Annotated in this window: 14 protein-coding genes and 3 pseudogenes; 6 read left to right on the top strand and 11 right to left on the bottom strand. The window is 63.0% G+C overall.

Translation table 11 applies throughout. From position 1 onward, the window contains the following. The first annotated feature begins 3 nt into the window (after positions 1-3). Positions 4-2,009: pseudogene (locus IPG63_18215) on the top strand (heavy metal translocating P-type ATPase). Between the two features lie 6 nt (positions 2,010-2,015). Here the strand turns inward: IPG63_18215 and IPG63_18210 are convergent. After that, positions 2,016-3,068, bottom strand: coding sequence for an EamA family transporter (locus IPG63_18210; GenBank protein ID MBK6729103.1), 1,053 nt, complete (start codon positions 3,066-3,068; stop codon positions 2,016-2,018). Positions 3,069-3,266: 198 nt separating this feature from the next. Between IPG63_18210 and IPG63_18205 the strand changes: the two are divergent. The 3 genes and pseudogenes from IPG63_18205 to IPG63_18195 all read left to right on the top strand — a co-directional run bounded on the left by IPG63_18205 (position 3,267) and on the right by IPG63_18195 (position 5,015). Beyond that, a pseudogene (locus tag IPG63_18205) lies at positions 3,267-3,458 on the top strand (chromate transporter). A gap of 381 nt (positions 3,459-3,839) precedes the next feature. Then, positions 3,840-4,229 (top strand): diacylglycerol kinase, encoded by a 390-nt coding sequence (locus IPG63_18200; protein ID MBK6729102.1) that lies wholly within the window; start codon positions 3,840-3,842, stop codon positions 4,227-4,229. A 90-nt stretch (positions 4,230-4,319) separates the two neighbouring features. Next, positions 4,320-5,015, top strand: coding sequence for a phosphatase PAP2 family protein (locus tag IPG63_18195; GenBank protein MBK6729101.1), 696 nt, complete (start codon positions 4,320-4,322; stop codon positions 5,013-5,015). A gap of 69 nt (positions 5,016-5,084) precedes the next feature. Here IPG63_18195 and IPG63_18190 read toward each other — a convergent pair whose 3' ends face one another. The 5 genes and pseudogenes from IPG63_18190 to IPG63_18170 form a co-directional block, all read right to left on the bottom strand. Continuing rightward, positions 5,085-5,429 (bottom strand): lipid-A-disaccharide synthase N-terminal domain-containing protein, encoded by a 345-nt coding sequence (locus tag IPG63_18190; protein ID MBK6729100.1) that lies wholly within the window; start codon positions 5,427-5,429, stop codon positions 5,085-5,087. Between the two features lie 53 nt (positions 5,430-5,482). After that, a pseudogene (locus tag IPG63_18185) lies at positions 5,483-7,178 on the bottom strand (phosphoethanolamine transferase). Then, the gene (locus IPG63_18180; GenBank protein MBK6729099.1) at positions 7,175-7,927 is read right to left on the bottom strand and encodes a phosphatase PAP2 family protein; all 753 of its coding nucleotides are present in this window, start codon (positions 7,925-7,927) and stop codon (positions 7,175-7,177) included. The pseudogene IPG63_18185 and the gene IPG63_18180 overlap by 4 nt, the downstream one beginning before the upstream one ends. Before the next feature lie 123 nt (positions 7,928-8,050). Next, positions 8,051-8,221, bottom strand: a complete 171-nt coding sequence (locus IPG63_18175) for a hypothetical protein (protein ID MBK6729098.1) — start codon at positions 8,219-8,221, stop codon at positions 8,051-8,053. 28 nt (positions 8,222-8,249) lie between these two features. Then, the gene (locus tag IPG63_18170) at positions 8,250-9,722 is read right to left on the bottom strand and encodes a hypothetical protein (protein MBK6729097.1); all 1,473 of its coding nucleotides are present in this window, start codon (positions 9,720-9,722) and stop codon (positions 8,250-8,252) included. Positions 9,723-10,031: 309 nt separating this feature from the next. Here IPG63_18170 and IPG63_18165 point away from each other — a divergent pair, with 309 nt between their 5' ends. Beyond that, entirely contained in the window at positions 10,032-10,343 is a 312-nt protein-coding gene (locus IPG63_18165) for a hypothetical protein (GenBank protein ID MBK6729096.1), read from the top strand. An 82-nt stretch (positions 10,344-10,425) separates the two neighbouring features. Here the strand turns inward: IPG63_18165 and IPG63_18160 are convergent, their stop codons facing one another. From IPG63_18160 to IPG63_18140, 5 genes are read right to left on the bottom strand one after another with little or no spacing between them, the layout of a single operon-like run. Continuing rightward, a complete protein-coding gene (locus tag IPG63_18160) occupies positions 10,426-13,335 on the bottom strand; it encodes an efflux RND transporter permease subunit (GenBank protein ID MBK6729095.1) in 2,910 nt (969 codons plus the stop codon). Positions 13,336-13,360: 25 nt separating this feature from the next. Further along, positions 13,361-13,510: an efflux RND transporter permease subunit gene (locus tag IPG63_18155; GenBank protein MBK6729094.1), complete on the bottom strand. Its 150-nt coding sequence runs from the start codon at positions 13,508-13,510 to the stop codon at positions 13,361-13,363. Between the two features lie 2 nt (positions 13,511-13,512). Further along, complete coding sequence (locus IPG63_18150) at positions 13,513-13,815, bottom strand: hypothetical protein (GenBank protein ID MBK6729093.1); 303 nt, start codon at positions 13,813-13,815, stop codon at positions 13,513-13,515. Positions 13,816-13,856: 41 nt separating this feature from the next. Further along, complete coding sequence (locus IPG63_18145) at positions 13,857-15,332, bottom strand: TolC family protein (GenBank protein ID MBK6729092.1); 1,476 nt, start codon at positions 15,330-15,332, stop codon at positions 13,857-13,859. A 43-nt stretch (positions 15,333-15,375) separates the two neighbouring features. Further along, complete coding sequence (locus IPG63_18140; GenBank protein MBK6729091.1) at positions 15,376-15,795, bottom strand: hypothetical protein; 420 nt, start codon at positions 15,793-15,795, stop codon at positions 15,376-15,378. A gap of 352 nt (positions 15,796-16,147) precedes the next feature. On the opposite strand from IPG63_18140, the gene IPG63_18135 reads away from it, so the two are divergent. Beyond that, positions 16,148-16,831: a response regulator transcription factor gene (locus IPG63_18135; GenBank protein ID MBK6729090.1), complete on the top strand. Its 684-nt coding sequence runs from the start codon at positions 16,148-16,150 to the stop codon at positions 16,829-16,831. The last annotated feature ends 24 nt before the right edge of the window (positions 16,832-16,855 follow it).

Below are 16,855 nucleotides of genomic sequence, written 5' to 3'. Positions count from 1 at the left end.
GACATGACCCAAAAGACACAAGACCCGCACGCCGCCACCTCAGAGGATCACGCGCACGGCCATGACCATGGGGTCGGCGGCGCGCTCGGGGGGCGCGCCGAAATCATCCTGTCGCTGCTCTGTGGCGGATTGCTCTTGGCGGGCTGGCTGCTCGACCGCTCTCTCGATGAAGGCGCACGTTGGCCCTGGGCGTTGTTCGTTGGCGCTTATCTCGCCGGCGGTTACTACACCACGCGGGAAGCGATCGAAAATCTTCGCGCGCGCCAACTGAAGATCGACAGCCTGATGTTGGTCGCCGCGATCGGTGCGGCTTGTCTCGGCGAATGGGCCGAAGGCGCGTTGCTGCTGTTTCTGTTCAGCCTCGGCCACGCCCTCGAAAACTATGCGATGGGACGCGCCAAACGAGCGATCGAAGCGCTGTCCGAACTGCGTCCGGAAACGGCACTGGTCCGGCGCGGCGACGAGTTGGTCGAGGTCGGCGCCAATACCTTGCAGGTAGGCGATGTGGTCGTGGTCAAGCCGGATGAGCGCTTGGCCGTCGATGGTTTTGTAATCCTTGGCGAGAGCAGCATCGACCAATCGGCGATCACCGGCGAGAGCGTTCCAGTGGACAAACGCGCGGTTCCGGATCGCGCAGCGGCACGACAACGGCCGGATGCGGTGACGGCGGAGCATCGTGTGTTCGCTGGCACGATCAACCGTGGCCGCGTGCTCGAGATTGAGGTCAGTCGTCGCGCCGATCAGAGCACGCTCGCTCGCGTGGTCGAACTGGTGCGATCGGCGGAGGCGCAAAAGTCACCGACCCAGCTGTTCACGGATCGGTTCCAACGAGTGTTCGTTCCTTCAGTACTCGGGCTCGTCGGTTTGCTGCTTTTCGCTGGTTTCGTCGTCGACGAGCCGTTCAGCGCGACCTTCTATCGCGCCATGGCGGTGCTCGTCGCGGCGAGCCCGTGCGCGCTCGCGATCTCGACGCCGAGCGCAGTGTTGAGCGGTGTTGCCCGCGCTGCGCGGGGCGGTGTGCTGATCAAAGGTGGCGCGCCGCTGGAGTTGTTGGGTCGTTTGCATGCACTCGCGTTCGACAAGACCGGCACGCTGACGGAAGGTCAGCCGCGCGTGACCGATGTGCTGGCCGCGGATGGGGCGAGCGAAGACGAATTGCTCCGCATCGCGATCGCGGTCGAGCGCCTGAGTGATCACCCACTGGCCGCGGCCGTCGTGCGCGATGGGTCGGCGCGACTGACATCCGTCGCCGTGCCCGTTGCCACGAATCTGGAAAGTCTCACCGGCAAGGGACTACGCGCCCAGGTCGAAGGAGCATTCGTCCATCTCGGCAAGAAGAGTCTGTTTACCGAGATTGGTGGGCCTCCGATTCCGGAGGCGCTGGGGCAAGGCATCAGTGTGCTCGAAAACGACGGCCGCACGGTCTTTGTGGTGCGACACGGCGTCCGCTATCTCGGTGCGGTCGGATTGATGGACACACCGCGGGCTGCCGCGCGAGCGGTCATCGCGCGGCTGCGCGAACTGGGTATGACGGAACTCGTGATGCTTTCCGGCGACAACCAGCGTGTCGCAGACTCGGTCGCGAAGAGCGTCGGCATCGACCGTGCCTACGGCGACCTGATGCCCGAAGACAAGGTCAAGGCGATTCAGAAACTGCGTGCGGCCGGTGAGGTCGCGATGGTGGGTGACGGCGTCAACGATGCCCCGGCGCTGGCCAGCGCATCGGTCGGCATTGCGATGGGAGCCGCCGGCTCGGATGTGGCCCTTGAAACCGCCGATGTCGCGTTGATGGCCGACAACCTCGACCATTTGCCCTTCGTCGTCGGATTGAGCCGACAGACGCGACGCATCATCCGCCAGAACTTGTGGGCCAGTCTTGGCATGGTCGCGTTGCTCGTCCCCGCGACCATCTTCGGCATGCGCATGGGCGTCGCGGTGCTGTTCCACGAGGATCAACCTTGCTGGTCGTTGGCAATGCGCTACGGCTGCTGGCCTATCGCGCCCGCTAAAGGGGCTCAGTGATCGTGACGGTGATGCGCGTCCGGAAAATGTGCGTGGCTGTGCGTCAGTGGCTCGTGCCGATGCCCGTGGCGATGCGGCTCTCCGGGCTTCACTGAGTCATCGTGTTCATGTTGGTGATGCGCGTCGTGGACGTGTTCGTGATCGTGTTCCAGCACTTCGTGCGTGTGCACGTGGCCGTGCTGTTCGGTCAGATGCAGCCAGACGCCCACGGCCATGAGGGCGCCAGCGACCAGCAGTCGCTCGTTGACTGACTCGCCAAGCAACGGAATCGCGAGCAACGCGCCGAAGAACGGCGCGACCGAGAAGTAGGCGCCGGTGCGCGCCGTGCCGAGATGACGCAGACCGACGACAAACAACGCCAGACTCACGCCATAGGCCAGGCAACCGACGACGAGTGCGCCGGTGAAAGACGCCCACGGCGGCCAAGTTGCACCCAACACAACCGCGATCACCAGATTGACACTGCCTGCGACGGTTCCCTTGATCGCGGCAATCCAGGTGGCATCGGTCAGCGACACTTTGCGCGTCAGATTGTTGTCGATGCCCCAGGCCAGGCAGGCACCGAGTACCGCGAGCGCCGGCCAGGCGCTTGAGAAGCGGGCCTCTCCCGGCCAACTGAGCACGACCGCGCCAGCGACGATCGCGATCATGCCGAGGAAAATGCGTCGATCGAAATTCTCACGGAAAACAAACCACGCGAGCAACGCGGTGAACACGCCTTCGGCATTCAGCAGCAGCGATGCGCCCGACGCCGGCATGCCCGTCAAGCCGAACATCAGCAACACCGGTCCGATCACACCCCCGCTGAGAATCGCCCCGGCCAGCCACGGCCATTCCGCTCGCGCCAGTTTCACGGCGGGCAGTCGCCGGATGCTCCTATAGACCGAGAGGCCGAGCCCTGAGCCCAGGTAGAACAATGCGGCCAATAACCACGGGTTGACGCTCTGCAACAGGCCTTTGGCCAGCGGCGTCCCGGCGCCGAAGAGCAGCGCAGCGCCGAGCGCTGCGAAAACGCCGGGCCGGCGAAGTCGTTGCGACCAACTCATTGCCAAGCTCCCATGCGTCGCCTTGTCCCTATCCATTTCAACCCATGTCCGTGGTCGAACCTGTGTCTCTAGCCTACGCACTATCATTTCCGTCCGTAGCGCGAACAAACGTCTCCTGTGCCGCCTTCCGCATTCACCCCGCAGTTCATTCAGCGGAATACGCTTTGGGCGGTGTTCTTGACTTTCTTGCGCCTCGGCATGACGTCGTTCGGTGGCCCCATCGCGCACCTGGCGTACTTCCGCGACGAGATCGTGACCCAACGTCGCTGGCTGAGCGAACGCAGCCACTCGGACCTGGTCGCGCTCTGCCAGTTTCTGCCCGGGCCCGCGAGTCACCCGGTGGGCATTGCGCTGGTCAGTCAGAGCGATGCGATTGCGTCAGGAGCACTCCACGGCCTTTTGATGCTCATCCGAAACCGGATGTCCTTTTTAACGCGTCGGCAACACCGTTCCGACGTGCCTTCGACAGCCGCGATCCGACACTGCCCGTTCGAACCTGGCGCGCGAGTGCGCCAACCAATTCGCATCGTCCTCCCGAGACAGTCATGCACACCGACGCCACCAACAACACCTTTCAATTTCCCTGCACGCGGATGCGCCGTCGCCGGACGGTCGCAGCGCAGCCGTGGAGAATGCCGCTGACTGACGCGCGCCGCTCGCCGGCCAGAATGGTCGCGCATGACTTGCGCGTGTCCGGGCAACGCGCATGCAGCGACTTTCCGGCGCCACGGCATATCGTCGACACGCTGCGGGCGCACGCTGGTGGCTGCCATGGCAGATGAGTACGGGCATCTCCCGCGCGGACCGCGCAGACTGCTGGCGGCCGCGCGCTGGTCGTTGCAGGGGTTGCAGTCTGCTTGGCTGCACGAATCATCGTTCCGTCTCGAAGTCGTCCTGTTTGTCGGGACCGCTCCACTGGCTTGGCTGCTGGGTGGCAGTCCGTTGGAGCGGGCTCTGTTGTTAGGCAGCGGCCTGCTGGTGCTCGCGATGGAATTGATGAATTCGTCGATCGAAGCGGTGATCGAGCGCTACGGCGCGGAGCAGCATCCGCTGGCCGGCCGCGCCAAGGACATGGGCTCGGCGGCGGTGTTCTTGCTGGTCGTCAATGCGTGCCTGCTGTGGACGGTCCTGGTCATCGTCCCTGCGACTACGGGCAGTTAAAAGACGCTGAGATTGGGAGCCCGGATTCCGACCGCAATCCGACATCTCAATGGTTAGCGTGCAACCTCGGCCACAACGGTTTGTCGGCGCATGCCAATCCCCTTCTCCTGGACGACATGGTGCCGGGAACATTGGCGTCGACTTCTGGTGCTGGCATTTGCGTCACTGTTGCCACTGCTCTGGTTCGGCGCGATTGCGGAAGACCTGATTGAGTACCAACGATTTGCGTATGACGCCCCGATTATGAATGGCGTCCACCGCGTTGCTTCAGCCCGCCTCGACGGGCTCATGCGATTGATCTCGAAGTTGGGTCAGAACTGGGGTGTCGTGCCGCTAGACATCGCCGTGCTGGTCATACTGCTCGCACGTCGGCGTTGGAGCCTCGCTGGCTTTTGGGCAGCCGCAGTGGGAGGCGCGGCCGTACTGACGGTCGCGGCGAAACTGCTTTTCCATCGTGCACGCCCAGACCTGTGGGTATCGGTCGCTTCCGAGAAAACGTTTAGCTTTCCGAGCGGCCACGCCATGGGATCAATGGCCGCGGTGGCCGCACTCGTCGTGTTGCTGTGGCCGACGCGGTGGCGCTACTTTGCGTTGATCATTGGGGCGGCATTCGTAGTGGCTGTGGGATTGTCCCGTGTCTATCTCGGCGTGCACTATCCCTCAGACGTGCTTGCCGGTTGGACCGGCGCGCTCGGCTGGGTCGTTGGCGTTGCGGCACTGATGTGGAATGGGCTGTCTGGTGCCGTGATGGAGAAGAGCGCGCGTCAGCAGCGTGCTGGAAGTTAGGAGCCGCGTTCTTGTCGCTCACGGGCTGTCCAGTGCGACTGCTGCGACCGAATGGAGTAACCGCGCTAGCTAGTGGCTGGCGCGATCACTGCGCCAACCGCGGTGCTGGATGTCCAGGTACAAGCTGTAGGCAGCAGTGAACGCCGGGAAAAGGTTTTGGATGATGCCGACCGCATCCTGCTTTTGCGAGAACACGAAGTAGCTCAGTGTCATCACGCTACCGACCAGGCTCATGTACCAGAACGTCCGTGGGATCACCGGCTTCTTGTGCTTGCGCGAGGCAAGTAGCTGCACCAGCCAGCGCCCACCGAACATCAGCGCGCCGGTCAATCCGATGACCTTCCACGGCGACATGTGCAGCCCGGTCCAGGCGAGCCAGCCGATCGCGCTATTCATGAAATCAGCAGGTGGCATCAAATGTTCTCCAGGCCGTGCGCTTGCTGCGCTTGATCGGCATTGCGTGCGGCCTAGCGCGCCACGTCGCTCGATATGTCGGGGCGTTCTCCATCGCTCGCGATGGCGCGGCAGCGACCAAACACATCGAGCGAAGGCTCGTACGTCCTTGTCCCCACGTCGAGCAATCCGAGCACGCTGTGAAACAGATGATCGTGCGTCAACGGCGCAGTACTTTGCCGTCGCAGGCAGTTGAGGTCGAGCGCTGCGCTCTTGAGGAATCCGTTACTCAGCCACGTGATCATAGGCACCGCAGTCTGCACGTCTGGGGCGATCGTGTAAGGGATTCCGTGCAAAAAGATGCCCTGTTCGCCGAGCGACTCTCCATGATCCGAAACGTAGATCAACGCGCTCTCGCGAGCTGTCTGACGATTCAACAATTGAATCGTCTCAGCGACAAAGTGGTCCCCGTACAGCACCGCGTTGTCGTAACTGTTGACGATCTGTGTATTGGTACACGCACCCAGGTCTGGGGTGTCGCAAGTGGGCGTGAACTTCCTGAAGGCTTTCGGATAGCGAAGGAAATAGCTCGGACCGTGATTGCCCAGTGGATTCAGCACAACAGCCAGATCGCCCGCTGCCGCATCGATGTCTTTCTGCAAGTCCCGCAACAAAATCTCGTCGAAGCACAGGCCGTCCTGGACACAGCGTCGGATCTTCGGCCGCGTTCCATTGCTGGAACGGCAGCCCGGAACAAACGCCTTTGCAACCGGTTTGATTGTCGCGCCACAGCGTCCGGATACCCGCGTGGTTCAGCACGTGCAGCAACGACTCTTCGCCGTGGATTCGTGCTTCGTCATAGTCGCGACGGCCCACCGCGGAGAACATGCACGGCAAGGACACTTCCGTCGCCGTCCCGCAGGACTGGACATTGCGAAAGTTGACGACATTCAGTGCCCGCAACCGGGGTGTGGTCTCACGTTTGTAACCGTTCAGGCCCCAGTTCTGGGCTCGCACCGTCTCACCAACAATGATCACCAGCAATCGTGGTTTGGCCGAAGCAGGACGCGCCCGCACGTGGGCATCGACGCCGATTGGAGTCACCACTTGCTGGGATTTGCGGGCATCGGTTAAAAACACGCGTCCTGCGCCATACAGAACATTGCCCGGCGTAACCAGGTAGCGCACTTCCTTCTGGTTGCGCATCAGCGCGGACAGGTCGCGATAGCCAAGTGCCAGCCCGCCCACGGCTATCGCGATGGCTGTGATCACACTGAGGACTCTGACCGTGGCAGCGCGTAGCCAAGGACGATGCAGGATGCGCACGCGCCACAACACCAGCAGCGGGCCGAGCGACCACAACAGCACGTTCGACGCAAAACCGAAGGTCACCAACTCGCGCGCTTCCTTGTATTCGGTGTGCAGCACGTTGCGCAGCATGTCGGGATCCATGAACACGGTGTACTGGTCCATGTAATACGCGGCCATCGCACTGGTAACGACAACGGCACCCAGCAAAGGCTTGACTGTCCAACGGTTGGCAAAGCAAACGAACGCGGTGAAATGCAACGCACAGAGTGCGATAGACGTTCCCAGCAAGAGGCGCCAGGTACTGATCTCACCCATTGACCGCCCTGAAAGAGCGGCCTCCCAGAACGCATCGTTGAAGATCACCGCCAGGTACAGGCAGATCAGCAAGGTCAGCCATTCAACGCTGACCTCAGGTTGCCAGCGATGAAACCGCTTCGGCACGGCCGCGCGGCCGATCAATGGCCCGTACTCGTTCGTGGTCGCAAGACGATGTGCAGCGCCATTGCGGTCAACCAGCACACGAGCAACGTCACGATGTCGTGCGATGCGAAATGTGCCCCGCGCAATTGCTGCGCGATACCGAAGGTGAGGCCGAGCCCCAGACCGATGATCAGTCCGATCGGTCGCCATCGCGGGGCTACGCTGCCGAAGAAAAAGTACAATGCCAACCAGCAATAACCGGCGCTGGCGTGTCCGGACGGAAAACAGCCGGAGTCGCGCAAACCGAATGGCCTCGCATCGAACAGCCCGAAGTATGGGCGAGTTCCGCCGTAACCCTGCATGTCCCAAGGACAATCAATCGCCGTGAGCGATTTCAGGGTCGAAACGAGAAATGTGGCGATCAGGGGCGCGAGTAACAAATAAAGCAGCGGTCGTCGCCATGCGATGAGATCCGCACGACTCCGCACGTACAACCAACTCGCGAAGGTCGCGAACCACAGCGTCAGGCTCAGGTACTTTCCGCCGCGATGGATCAGTGTGCGAGTGATGAAGTGGTCCTTCAACCACCATTGACCGCCTTGCCACGCGTACAAATGATCGGCGATAAGCCGGTTGCCCCCATCCATTTCGAGCCAGAGCAGCGCGGCGCTGGCGATCAGGATCTGCAAAATTACGTACGGAGCGCGGACTCGAGATCGGTCTGCGGCGGGTGCCGGGAGAATGAGCGCGTCGATAGACGCGAGACGTTTGGCATCGGTAACGCTCATGGTTGCGCTCGAAGGGTGATCGATCGGTGCACGCTGCGGCGTCCATGACGAAGTGGGTTGGCGCAAACACCGTACTGACCGGCACGTCGGCGCAATGTCGGATTGCCGTTACGCGGCCGTGAGTCAAAATTCTTTGCGGGTCTCGATCTGGAATTGCATCGCCTTCAGGTCGCTCGGCCCATCGAGTGGAAACGCCAAATCGACGTGAACAACATTGCCGAGCCCGGAGCGCGTGTTGCCCAGACGCAGGCCGATGCCGATGTCTTTCAGCAGTCCATAGTTCGGCGTGCCCAATGGGTCATCGCCGAAGGTGCGCCCCGCATCAAAAAATACGGCGCCTCCCACTCGAAAGAGTCGGAACGGATACCAATCCGAAAAGAAGCGTTGCTCGATCGTGAAGCGTGCGCTCTTGTCTCCGCCCTGATAGCGCAACGGATAGCCGCGTAGTCCGTTGTCGCCCCCGAGGAGCAACTGCTGATCGAGATCGAGCGCGTGACTGTAGGTGGCGTCGAGATTCGCGAATAGAAGCCAACGCTCGCTTTGCTGGAAGTAGTAGCGGGCGTTGGATTCGGAACAAGAGTCCCTGCGCACGACCGTCCTGCCAACGACCTTCGAGCGCTGAGCCGAGTGTCACCGTGGATCGTGGCGAAAGCGCGATGCCGCGATCGAACGTCGCGTGATAGATGAGCGCGTTGCGGTCCGAACCAAATCCAGTCGTGCTGTAGCCAAGTCGCGCTTCAAGACGCGTGCCCAGCAGGAAATCTTCAGTGCGGCCGATCTGATCGTGATTCTCGAGGGTCGCGAATTCGTCCTGGACCAGTTCAAATCCGACCCACGGGTAGGATAGATCGCGGTTCTCCGGCAACACGTCGCCATCGACACTCCCCGGCAGGGCTTCGAACTCACGACGATCCCGTGTGTAGCCGACGAGCCAGCGACGCGCCCAGCCGTCACGCAGGCCGCTCGACCAACCCGCGTAGGCATCAAATGAATTCGCCTGCTCGCGAAACTGCGAATCGACCTGGCCCAGCGCATACAACGAATTCACTCGGTCGACCGACTCAACACTCGCACCCATGGCATGCCGGGTATCGAGGGCGTAGAACGGGCGCTCGAGGCCAAGATGCATTTCGTCGCCGTCGCTGTTGTTTCCGTAGCTTGCCAACAGTTCGAGACGCTGGCCGAGCAGGTGCCGATCGGCGAAATCGATGCGGCGGACATCGCGATCGATGCCGGACTTGTGGTGGATGCCTACCGACACACCGCGGCCCAGCAGATTCAGTTCCTCCAACTCCACGCCGTAGGTGCTTTTCCCGCCGCGTCGACTGAACGAGACGCCGGGGTTCAGAGACCAGACATCGCGCGTCGTCACACGCACATCGACACGACCGTTGACATAGCGAACGGGAACGACTTCCGCGTTGTAGAAGAATCGCTGCGAGCGCAGGATCCGTGCGGACTCGTCGAGCAGTCGTCGCGAGTACTCGTCGTCTGACTTGAACAGCAGCTGGCGCTTGATCAGCTCCGGCTTGGTCTCGATGTGCAGCCGGTTCGACAATCGGTACAACCCGCGATTTTCTTTCGGATCGCGGGCATCGAACACGTCCTGGTTGTCGATTTCGATCTCGCCGATTCGTGCACCCGCTTGCTCCAATTCTGAGTCGCTCGGCAACGGCGTGGTCGGCAGACCCAGCGCGGGCAAGGAAGCCGTATCAGCCAGCACACTCGTCGGTACCGCCAGCCACGCGACAATCGACCATCGGCGCGCAATGCAAAACACTGAATCAAATTTCATGGCGGTCCTCCCCAGACTGCATGCCTATCGCGTGACGACGTCGTTCCGATGTCGCGGAAGCGGGAGCGCCCCCGCGATGTCTCTTGGATCAGTGTCAAGCGAAGGGCGTCGTAGCCCTGTCGGAACCAGGTTAGTAAGCTGTTATCGCGGCCAAACACTTTCGTCGCATGTGACCTTTGGGTTGCATGGGGGAGCGGCGGCGCCCCGTCACCCTATGTCAGGTGCACCGTGGCGCTGTTCGCGCGCTGGGAGTAAGACGACGGATGTGACTGCTGCCCCGACAACCACTTTCCAACAGCGAGAGACCCCATGGCCGAGAACGCGACCACCCATCTGACTGCGCTGTCTGAGCACATCCTTCCTTCGTCCGCCACGATGGTGGGGGTCTGCATCACGTCGCTCTCGATCGTAAAGCTCGCAAAGTTCACCGGTCTGGCGGTCTGGGTGTCCCACTCCCTGGCACTGTGCAGCGTCGTTTTTTTGGTCAGCAGCCTGTTTTCCTATGCCGCGATGCGCAACCGCGGCAATGCGCGGATGGAACGGCTGGCCGATGGGACGTTCCTCGTCGGTCTGACCGTGCTGAGCCTGAGCACGGTGTTCCTCGCAATCGCGATTGATTGACTGGCGGCGGAATCGAGCGCGCCTGCCGTTGGGTCAGTCTGATCTACGCGAGGCTCGGCAGGCACGAACCGGAACGCTCGAATCACTCAGTGCTGGCCGCGATCGGATAGTTACGCCGCCTTGCGATGGCGGGCAAGACGAGCAACGTCAGCAAGGTGGATGTCAGCAGACCGCCGAGCACGGCGATGGCCATCGGTGCTTCGATCTCGTGTCCGGGTTTGCCGGCGCCTAGCGCCAAAGGCACGAGTCCGAGTGCCGTGACCAGTGCGGTCATGAGCACCGGACGCAAGCGTTCGCTCGCACCCCGCCACACAACCGCAGGCGACCAGTCCTCACCTTCGACCGTGCGCAGATGGTCGTAGTGCGCCAACAGCAAGATCGCGTTGCGGGCGCTGATGCCGAACACGGTGATCAGGCCGACGAGTGCGCCGATCGACAGTCCGACGCCGGTCACGGCGATCGCCGCAACGCCGCCAATCAGTGCGAAGGGCAAATTGAGCATCACCATCGCGACATCCGACGCGCGTCGGAAGGTCAGCCCAAGGCAGAGCAGAATCAATGCCAGCGCCAGCAACCCGTAGACGGCGAGTTCCCGGTGCACCGTGCGCTCGGCCTCGGCGACGCCGCTGAACTCGATGAAGACCCCAACGGGCAAGGTCACGCGCGCGGACAAGCGAGCCCGCAGCTGGGCGATCACGTCATCGGCCCTCTGACCCACGACGTTGAACGCAACGACGGCACGGCGCCGACCGGCGTCATGTTGCCCGACGGCGCGGCCGCTTCCAGCCTCGATCGATGCCACGTCCCGAACCTGAAGCCGTCGACCATCGAGTGCGGTCAACGGCAAGTCACCGATGCGCTCGGGTTGATGGCGGATGGCGTCCGGCAGTGTGACGACCACGTCGGTCGCATGATCGAGTTCATGGATCTGACCGACGGTGATGCCGGCAAAGGCCGTGGCGATGGCTTCGGCAACATCGGTGGCTTGAACACCGTGCAACGCCAGCGCGTCCGGCAGGGTTCGCACCTCGAGTTGGGCCGCCGCTGCCGACGCCCCGGATTTCAAGTCGGCGACGCCGGGAATTGATCGGGCCTGGCTAGCGACTTGTGCTGCGATGTGATCGAGTGCATCGAGATCCGGGCCGATGATGTTGATCACGACCGCGCTCGTCTCGCCAGTCATCGTTTCGCTGATGCGATCACCGAGAAAGGTCATCACCTCCGACTGCACGGCCGGATAGCGCGTGAGGATCTGGCGCAGCGCACGTTGGGCATCGGCCTGATCGATATCAGCATCCGCTTTCAACGCGACATGAAACTCTGAGCGATGCGTGCCCCACGTGTCTTCGCCCTGCTCGGCGCGACCGATCTGCTGTTCGATACTGGCGACATAGGGCAGACGCAGGACCTCCGCACTAATGGATTTTCCAACGCGCAGCATCTCGGAGATCGAGGTGCCGGGCTGGCGCGCGGACACCTGAAGGACAAAATGACCCTCGCGAAACATCGGGAAAAACTCCCCACGCAGTTGCGGCAGGAGGGCGATGGCGATTCCCAACGCGACGACGAGTGCGCTCATGACCAGGCGCAAATGCGCATCGACCCAGCGCATGCCGCGATGATGTCCGTCGCGGATTCGTTGCCACCAGCGCGGCTCGTGATCCGCTTCGGGGTCTCGCAGCAGGAAGGCGCACAGCGCCGGTGTCACCGTCAGCGCGACCACCAGAGAAGCCAGGACCGACCAGACGAAGGCCGCGGCCATCGGCGTCAACAATCGTCCTTGCACGCCGCTCAACGCCAGCACGGGCAGAAACACCAGCACCACGACCAGGGTGGCGTAGAACACCGGAGCACGGATTTCGAGCGTGGCATCGAGCACGATCTGGAGCCGCGGACGCGGTGCGCTGCTGCGCGAGTTCAGATGCAGACGGCGCACGACATTCTCGATACCGATGATCGCGTCGTCGACGAGCACGCCGAGCGCGACGGCAAAGCCGCCGAGCGTCAAGGTGTTCAAGGTCTCGCCGCGGTAGTCGAGGACCATGATCGCCGCCAGCAGCGACAGCGGAATCGTCACGAACGAAATGGCAACAGTGCGCCAGTTGCGCAGGAACAGAAACAGCGTGATCAGGATCAGCAACGAACCGATCGCCAAGGCCTGCCCGAGGTCCCTCAGAGCGCGCTCGATGAAGTTCGCCGGCCGATGCAGGGGCGCAATCAGCGTCACGTCTTGCGCGGCAAGCTGCGGCCGTAACGTATCGAGGACGGCCTCAATCGCGCGCGTCACTTCCAATGTGTTGCTGGCGTACTGACCGGATACCGTCAACAGCACGCCGGGCTCACCTTGAATCAGCGTGTCGCCAATCGGCACTGCGGCCGCCGACACGACGTCGGCGACATCGCTGAGGCGCAGCGGCACGCCGCCGTCGACCCGAAGCACTGTGGCGGCGATCGTCGTCTGCGGTGTATCGCTTTCGGCCAAAAGAATCGGAATACGCTGGGCGTCGAGTTCAATGGATCCGCCGCCTCGGACATCGAGGACGCGGCCGACCGCGCTGACGATCTCATTGAGGGTCATGCCGGCGGCGTCCAGGCGTGCTGGATCGATCTGGACCTGCCACTGCCGGACCTTGCCGCCAAAGACCGTCACCCGCGCGACACCAGGCACGGCCAGCAGCCGTGGCTTGAGCGTCCATTCGGCGAGATCGCGCAGCGCGAACGAGTCCAGACGCTGCGACTGCAGTCCGAACTTCAGTACGTCCATGGTGCTCGACGTCAGCGGCGACATCTTGGGTGCCGCGACACCGGCGGGCAGCCCGCGCCACAACCTCTCCCAGCGCTCCGCGATCCCCTGGCGAACGGTGTACAGGTCGGCATCGTCCGCGAACAGATTCACCACCGAGAGCCCGGCGATCGACTCCGAGCGCATCGACACGATGCCGACGGCGCCGGACAGGCTGGTCTCGATCGGCGTCGTGACACGCTGCTCCACCTGCTCTGGCGACCATCCGACTGCCTCAGTCTGCGCTGACCTGCGGCGGCACGAACTCCGGGAACACGTCAAGCGGTGTGCGTATCAAGTTCTCGATGCCGTAGGCCATCGTGATGATGGCGAGCAACGCGACAATCCAGCGATGCTGGATCGATGGGGCGATCAGCAAGCGCACGGTCAGTCCTCGTCGTCGGCGTCTTGACCGAGCTGTTCGGCAAGCAGCAGCCCGGCCCCGGCCGTCACCACGCGTTCGCCGACACGGAATCCTTGATCGACGAAATACCCATCCGCGGTCGGTCGGTCGAGGGCGATCGCACGGCGCTGATAGTGCGTGTCGTCGATCGCGACGTAGACCCAGGAGCCCGAGTCCGCGTAGACAATTGCCGACCGTGGCAACTCGACGCCGCTCTGCGCTTGCGCGGATTGGGGGATATCGACCGCACCGCGCAGATCGACCGGAAGCCGGGTGGTGGTGGCCACGAGCGCTAACCAGGCCGCACCGGAGCGGTTCGGATTCGCGGTCAGGCGCGATCCAGGCCGACTGGATCGTCAGGGGTCGGCGATGACGCCAGACGCAGTGGGTGTCCTTGCCAGTGCACCGGACCGGCCACCGTGTCGAGAAACTCGATCCGGATCAGCGCGAGCCGACCCTCGGCGAGTCGATCAGCGAGTGCGGCCACGTCGCCGCCCACAAACCGCTCACCCCAATGCGACTGCAACTGGCGCCGAACAGCGGTATAGCGCGCATCATCTTGCAGCCGTTGCACACGTGCTGCGTCCAATTCCTGCTCGGAAGCGTTGCCGTCCTCTGCGAACAATGCCTCGACCCGACTGAGGTTCGCGGCACTCGCGCTGCGCGCCGATGCTGCACTGGTCTGCTCGGCGAGCAGCGGAAACAATGCCTGCGGGTCGACGACGATCGCGACCGCTGCGACCGACGATCGATACTCGGCGACTGTCATGGCCGCAGTTGTGACACCGATGCGTGCTGCGTCACCCGCGCTGAGCATCAACGTCATGTCGTCCTCGGCGCCGGGTTTGGGTGCTGGCGATGCCGGCTCGGGCGCCGGAGCACGGCCGCAGGCCGAGAGCAGAAGCGCCAGCATCAGCCACTGTGGTTTAACGCGCTGGAGTGGCATCCGAATCCTCAGAATCATTGTGTGTTTGATCGATGTCGCGGAGCTGCTCGGCGGCCACAGCGGCCGCTGAACCGTCGTTTCCAACGCGTCGACGATGGCGAACCGTTGCGCGGTTGCGTCCTGCCGTGACTGCTGCTGCACGATCAGTTCGAGCTGCGCGTCGATCCAGTCTTCACGCGGCGTCAATCCGGCACGCCACCGTCTTTCCACCGCGGCAACCAGACGCGCCTGAGCCGCCACTGCCGTGTCCGTGGTCGCAATCGACATCTGCGCGCCTTCCCAATCCGTGCGGATCTGGGCGAGACGGCCCAGCGCCTGAGCTTGGACGGCGATGACGTGTTGGGCTGCGGCAGATCGTCGCGCTTGCGCCGCCGTCGTCGTCGCATCAAGGCGTCCGCCGATGGGCAGCTCGCCTGATACTGCGAGTGTCCATTTGTGTTCGCCCCGATCAAAGGCAAACCCGGGGCCAAGGGTCAGGTCTGGCCAACGCGACGCAACCTGTTCGCGCCAGATCGCGTCGGCCTCGGCGTAGGTGCTGAGCGCTTCGGCGAGATCGAGACGATCAAACAGCACGGTGCGATGCAAGCTCGGCCAATCCGGGGCGAACGCCGGACTGTCAGCGGACGGCGCGAGATGGATGGCTGCGAGGCCATCGGTCGGAAGTCCGATGGCCGTGGCGAGCTGCGTGAGCGCCGCCGCCCGACGGGTGAGACGCTGGTCGTGCAACTGCGACGCGCTGGCCTCGGCGACCTCGAGTCGGGCCAAGGTCGTACGCGCAGCAGTGCCCACCGCGACGCGTTGACGGGCGATCGCCCATTTTTCGGCGCGCAGCGCACGCTCGGTCGCATCCAGTGACAACGCGTGCTCAGCGAGCGTGAGCCGCCCGGACGCGGTACGGATCTCACTCGCGATCTGCCAAGCCACTCTGGCCTGTTGCCAGATCGTACGTTGCGCTGCGGCGAATGCCCGATCGACCTGTGCTTCGCGCCGAGACGGGTTCGCGACGATGAACGACATCGCCGCCGCAATCGTCAGGGACTGCTGCCCGACGCATGAGGACCAACTCCGGGATCAACGATACGAGCGGCGATGGGCGAGACTTCGTCGCATCCACGTCCGCGGCCGCAGCCGATCGCAATGCCCGCGCTTCGGCCAGTTCGGGTCGGAACTGCCAAGCGGCAACGACCAGCGCATCCAGAGACCACTCATCATTCGGGCTCATTGCAGGAAGTCCGGCCGCCACCAGCGCGGCGTGGACCGAGGCGTCATCGAGCGTGTTGTTCTCGATTCGATCGACGTTGGCTTGAAGGTCGATGGTCACCGATGGGACTGACGCGCACCCGGACAATGCGAGTACACAACAACCCGCCCAGAATGCCTGTGCGCACCGCCGTCGCAGCTTGACCGTCGCCGATCCTGACCGTCGATCTGAATCGCCCTCAGGACGATTTGCCCTCGTCATCGAATGAATGTCTTCAATTGTAGGCGCCCTGTATCGCGCATCGCTTGTCAGAACGGGGTCGGAATCACGTGAGTTGCGGGTTATTTCGCGGCGTGCGGCTGCTTCCGTGAGGCCGAGGCTGAACGCGGTCAACGCCACCGACTGAATTACGACATCGCCGATGGCAACATGTGGCGCGGCGTGTTCTGCGCGCCAGGAGCGTCACGTCCCCATGAAACTGCTGATCGTTGAAGACAACCACAATCTGGTGGCCAATCTGTTCGACCACTTCGAGTCGCGCGGCCATACCTTGGACGCCGCACCCGACGGATTGACCGGATTGCAACTCGCCATCAAACATGACTACGACGCCATCGTGCTCGACTGGATGCTGCCACGACTCGATGGCCCGACCGTCGCAAGACGTCTGCGCATCGATGCCGGCAAGAGCACGCCGATCATCATGCTCACCGCGCGTGACGAGGTCCCCGACGTGATCGTCGGATTTCGTGCCGGCGTCGACGACTATCTGACGAAACCGTTCGATCTCCAGGAGCTCGAAGTGCGCTTGGAGGCGCTGGTCGCGCGTGCGACCGGTCGCGTGGTGCCGCAGCGGGTTCTGACGACGCAGGATCTTCGGCTCGATCTGTCCCCGCTGGAGGCAACTCGGGCGGGGTCGGCGATCAAACTCTTCCCCGCGTGCCGCAAGCTCCTGGAGGTCTTGATGCGCGCGGCACCGGCTATCGTGACGCGGGAGCGGCTCGAACAGGCCCTCTGGGGCGAAGCTTTGCCTGACGCGGACTTGTTGCGTTCACACATGTACGAACTCCGGCGGGCTGTCGACGGCCCCTTCGCGAACAAATTGATTCAGACGGTCCCGCGTATGGGCTACCGCATTGCGACTGAGGTAACTTGAGATGCGACGAACTCTACGTACTCG

This window comes from Lysobacterales bacterium (genome assembly GCA_016703225.1).
GTDB lineage: Bacteria > Pseudomonadota > Gammaproteobacteria > Xanthomonadales > Ahniellaceae > JADKHK01.
This window is presented reverse-complemented; position numbering and strand designations above follow the sequence as displayed.